Source organism: Alkalispirochaeta alkalica DSM 8900, assembly GCF_000373545.1.
Lineage (GTDB): Bacteria > Spirochaetota > Spirochaetia > DSM-27196 > Alkalispirochaetaceae > Alkalispirochaeta > Alkalispirochaeta alkalica.
In genome coordinates this window covers 1-3649 of record NZ_KB891733.1, presented here as the reverse complement: position 1 = coordinate 3649, position 3649 = coordinate 1, and the positions used below count along the sequence as shown (strand labels likewise).

At 33.6% G+C, this 3649-nt stretch carries 4 protein-coding genes; all 4 read left to right on the top strand.

Going from position 1 to position 3649, the window contains the following annotated elements:
* The first annotated feature begins 125 nt into the window (after positions 1 to 125).
* The 4 genes from B071_RS19725 (at position 126) to B071_RS0111120 (ending at position 3404) form a co-directional block, all read left to right on the top strand.
* On the top strand, positions 126 to 917 hold the full coding sequence (locus tag B071_RS19725; RefSeq protein WP_157703190.1) for a hypothetical protein: 792 nt from the start codon (positions 126 to 128) through the stop codon (positions 915 to 917).
* Positions 918 to 920: 3 nt separating this feature from the next.
* Complete coding sequence (locus B071_RS19280; RefSeq protein ID WP_083914890.1) at positions 921 to 1865, top strand: DUF1848 domain-containing protein; 945 nt, start codon at positions 921 to 923, stop codon at positions 1863 to 1865.
* A 150-nt stretch (positions 1866 to 2015) separates the two neighbouring features.
* The gene (locus tag B071_RS19275; protein ID WP_083914888.1) at positions 2016 to 2726 is read left to right on the top strand and encodes an Abi-alpha family protein; all 711 of its coding nucleotides are present in this window, start codon (positions 2016 to 2018) and stop codon (positions 2724 to 2726) included.
* A 150-nt stretch (positions 2727 to 2876) separates the two neighbouring features.
* Positions 2877 to 3404 (top strand): hypothetical protein, encoded by a 528-nt coding sequence (locus tag B071_RS0111120; RefSeq protein ID WP_018527160.1) that lies wholly within the window; start codon positions 2877 to 2879, stop codon positions 3402 to 3404.
* Positions 3405 to 3649 lie beyond the last annotated feature (245 nt).

The following is a 3649-nucleotide window of genomic DNA, read 5'->3' as shown; positions in this document are numbered from 1 at the left end:
TCTGTCACGGTTTGTGCATCTCGCTCCGCTCGCTTATGCACAAACCGCGCCACCCCGCTCTGCGGGCCAGGCATTGCCGGTTAAGCAAATGTTAGATTGACGCCTTCGGCGCAAAGAGGAGAAAAATGCGAGATTTATTGAATCGATGTAATGACATTTATGGTCAATCTGAATGTTGCCATGATGATCCTGAAAGAACTTGTTATTGTATAGATTGTCTTCAGCAAGGTTTTTATGGAAATCAGGATATGTATAGTTGTTTAAAAAAATTATGTTCATATACAATGAATTATGGACCTTGCTACGCAAGTGAAATATATAATTTTTTGCAGACGGATCGACTGCTAGAAAATAATTATCTAAATCAAGAAATTAAAATACTCTCTTTGGGGTGTGGATTTTGTCCTGATTGGTTTGGATTTGATAAATATATCAGGAATAATACTTTACCTGTGATGTTTAAATATGAAGGTAGAGACATTGAACCATTATGGGATCATTTGCGAGTTGGAGTTAATAATGCAAATATAGTTTGTGAAAGTGTCTTAAATGGTTTTACGTTAGCTGAATTTGATATCATTTTAATTAATAAACTGTTTTCAACATTAAAAGCGAATAACATGCATAATCAATTTTTGGATATTCTCACGACAGAAATACAAACTTCTATGAAAATTGGTGCACATTTAATTTTTAATGATGCGAACCATATAGATAAAGGTCGTGATGTATTTGATACTGCTGTATCACAATATTTTAGCGTAAAAAGACAATATAAGTTTAATTTAGACAATGCCTACGGTTGGTCATATCGAAATATAAATTTGACAAATAATGTTTTTGAATATCCTGAAGGTTTAACATTTACACCAAAACCTGATGTTACAAAATCTGTTGTTTTTGTATATAAGAGGTAAATTTTGATTATTAGTGCAAGTAGAAGGACAGATATACCAGCTTTTTTTGGTGAATGGTTTCTTAATCGGCTTAAGGCTCAAGAAGTACTGGTTCGTAATCCAATGAATAGTAATCAGATTACCCGAATTTCCTTAAATCATGAAAATATAGAAGCTATTGTATTTTGGACAAAGGACCCGACAAATTTTCTAAAATATATTGAAACAATACAAGGTATGGGCTTTAAGTTTTATTTTCAGTTTACACTTACTACTTATGATAATTTAATAGAACTTAATGTTAAATCAAAGTCAGGAATAATAGACACATTTATAGAATTATCAAAATTGGTCGGTAAAAATAGAGTAATTTGGCGGTATGATCCTATTTTTATTAATGATAAATATTCAATAGAATACCATCAAAAATGGTTTGAATACTTATGTGAGAGAATATCTCCATATACTCGTAAGTGTGTAATTAGTTTTGTTGATGAATACTCATTTTTGAAAAATAAATTTAAAGAAAATGATATTAAAGAAATGGATGAAGTTAAAATGAGGGATATAGCCGAAAAGCTATATTCTATAGCTCTTAAATTTAATTTAATTTTATCTACTTGTAGTGAAAAAATAGATTTATCAAATATTGGTATTAGTCATAACAAGTGTATTGACGAATTAGTTATTAATGAAATTTCTAATAATAATTTAACGTATAAGAAAGATCCAATCCAAAGAGAAGAATGTGGTTGTATGACAAGTCGGGATATTGGAGCATATAGTACTTGTGGGCACAATTGTCTTTATTGTTATGCGAGCAGAAAAGGAAATTCATCATTGTTTGGTTTGTATGATCCGAACTCACCGCTTCTTTGCGACTCATTAAATGGAACAGAAAAAATAGTTGACTTTATTGAAAAAAAGTCTCTTAAAAAAAAAGAGAATGAACTCTTTGAAGAAATCTAACAACTGCTTCAACCTGATATTTTCTTTGTCACATTTTGTGCTGTCGCTACGCTCCTGACGCACAAAATGCGCCAAGCCCTGCGGGCACGAAAATACAGGTTAAGCAAATGTTAGCCGGACCCTGCGGGCGCAGAAATATTTGGAGGAAATATGCCGAGCGATCATAAAAGCCTAGATTTAGTGGGGCTTGGAAAAATAGCGGAAGCAATACCAGATGAGGTATATATCAAAACGGCGGATTCTGCCTTGGAAATTGTTGATAAAGCACTTTCTCCTTTAGTAGAGCTGACAAGCGGCCTGGGGCTACTGATTAGGCAAAAATTTGAAACTATGGTAGAAATGGAAAGAGCCCTTGGGGCAATTACAATTGAAAATGCAGTAAAAAAAGCACGACAAAAAGCTCTCGAAAAAGGTATTGGACTAATAAAGCCGATTCACGAAAAAAGCTTTATTAAAAGTATTGAAGAAGCAGCCAGAGAAAGCGATCCAATATTGCATGATATGTGGGAGAACTTACTTGCTAATCAATTGATTAATGTAAATTTCCACCCTAATTTCGTAAATATCCTATCTAGCATTAGTCCTGAAGAAGCGAAAATACTAGTAAAAATTAAAAATATTAATGAAGTCGGAGAAACTTCTGGTGGATTTTTTTTGTTTACTGATGATGGGTTTAAAAATTGGGTTACACATTCTGGTGATATGGAGTTGCGGGAATGGAATTATCCATGCGTTCTATTATATGAGTACAGGCTTATTGATCTTTTGTCTCCGAAGGAAGGTGTATATAAACAAGAAGACGCCGTTGTTATTTTGTACAGAACAAAAAGTGGAGACCTTTTGTTAGATGCAGTTAAATAGGAAAATTCGGCTAACAATCGCTTCAACCTGAGTCAGCGGTTTGTCACGGTTTGTGCTGCTCGCTACGCTCGCTTACGCACAAACCGCGCCAATTTCGCTTCCCAGGTTAAGCGTATGTTAGCCGGACGCCTTCGGCGCTAGGAGTAAGAAATGGCTGAAAATTTCATTGAAGACTTAATGTATGAATATTACAAGATGCAAGGTTATTTTGTAATGCAAAATTACTGGTTTGATTTTAATTCAATAAGAAAACGAAGCCAGCGAGGAAAGTCTCAAGAATATACTGCAAAGATTTGGTCGAATATTGACATTTTATCAATAAATGAAACAGAACTTAATATTGTTCAAGTTAAAGCAATAATCAATGATAAGAAATCAGCAGAAGATATTACCGAATATTTTGATCGTGTTAAGGAGTATTTAGAAAAAGCAATTGCCTTAGATAATAAATCAAGCATCAACTGGTGGAAAAAAGAAAAGAAAATAAACTTTATAGTAATTTATGAATACTATTCTTCACCAAGTTATATAGAAATATTAAAGAAAAAAGAAATTATAGTTATTGATTTTAAAGAAAAGTACAAAAATATAAAAGAATATATTAATAATAAAGTTGGAAGCAAAGAAGAAAAATCTATTGTTAGGTTTATGCATTTTTTAAAGCAAAATGAAAGCTAAACGCAGTTTCGGCTAACAACTGCTTCAACCTGACAATTCCTGTTGTCATGGTTTGTGCTTGTCGCTTCGCTCGGCACAAACCACGCCAAGCCCTTCGGGCCGATCTTGCAGGTTATTTTGACGTTAGCCAGACGCCTTCGGCGCGCGAAAAAAAGAATTGATGATAGTATCAAATGATGCTATCATGGTGCCTATGAAACCTCCGTATGAGATCACCAACAGAATATTACTTCTATACGGCCAAA

What these genes read in the sequence shown, in the direction of transcription:
- B071_RS19725 (WP_157703190.1), top strand. Translation starts at nt 126, where the DNA reads ATGCGAGATTTATTGAATCGATGTAATGACATTTATGGTCAATCTGAA.
- B071_RS19275 (WP_083914888.1), top strand. Translation starts at nt 2,016, where the DNA reads ATGCCGAGCGATCATAAAAGCCTAGATTTAGTGGGGCTTGGAAAAATA.
- B071_RS0111120 (WP_018527160.1), top strand. Translation starts at nt 2,877, where the DNA reads ATGGCTGAAAATTTCATTGAAGACTTAATGTATGAATATTACAAGATG.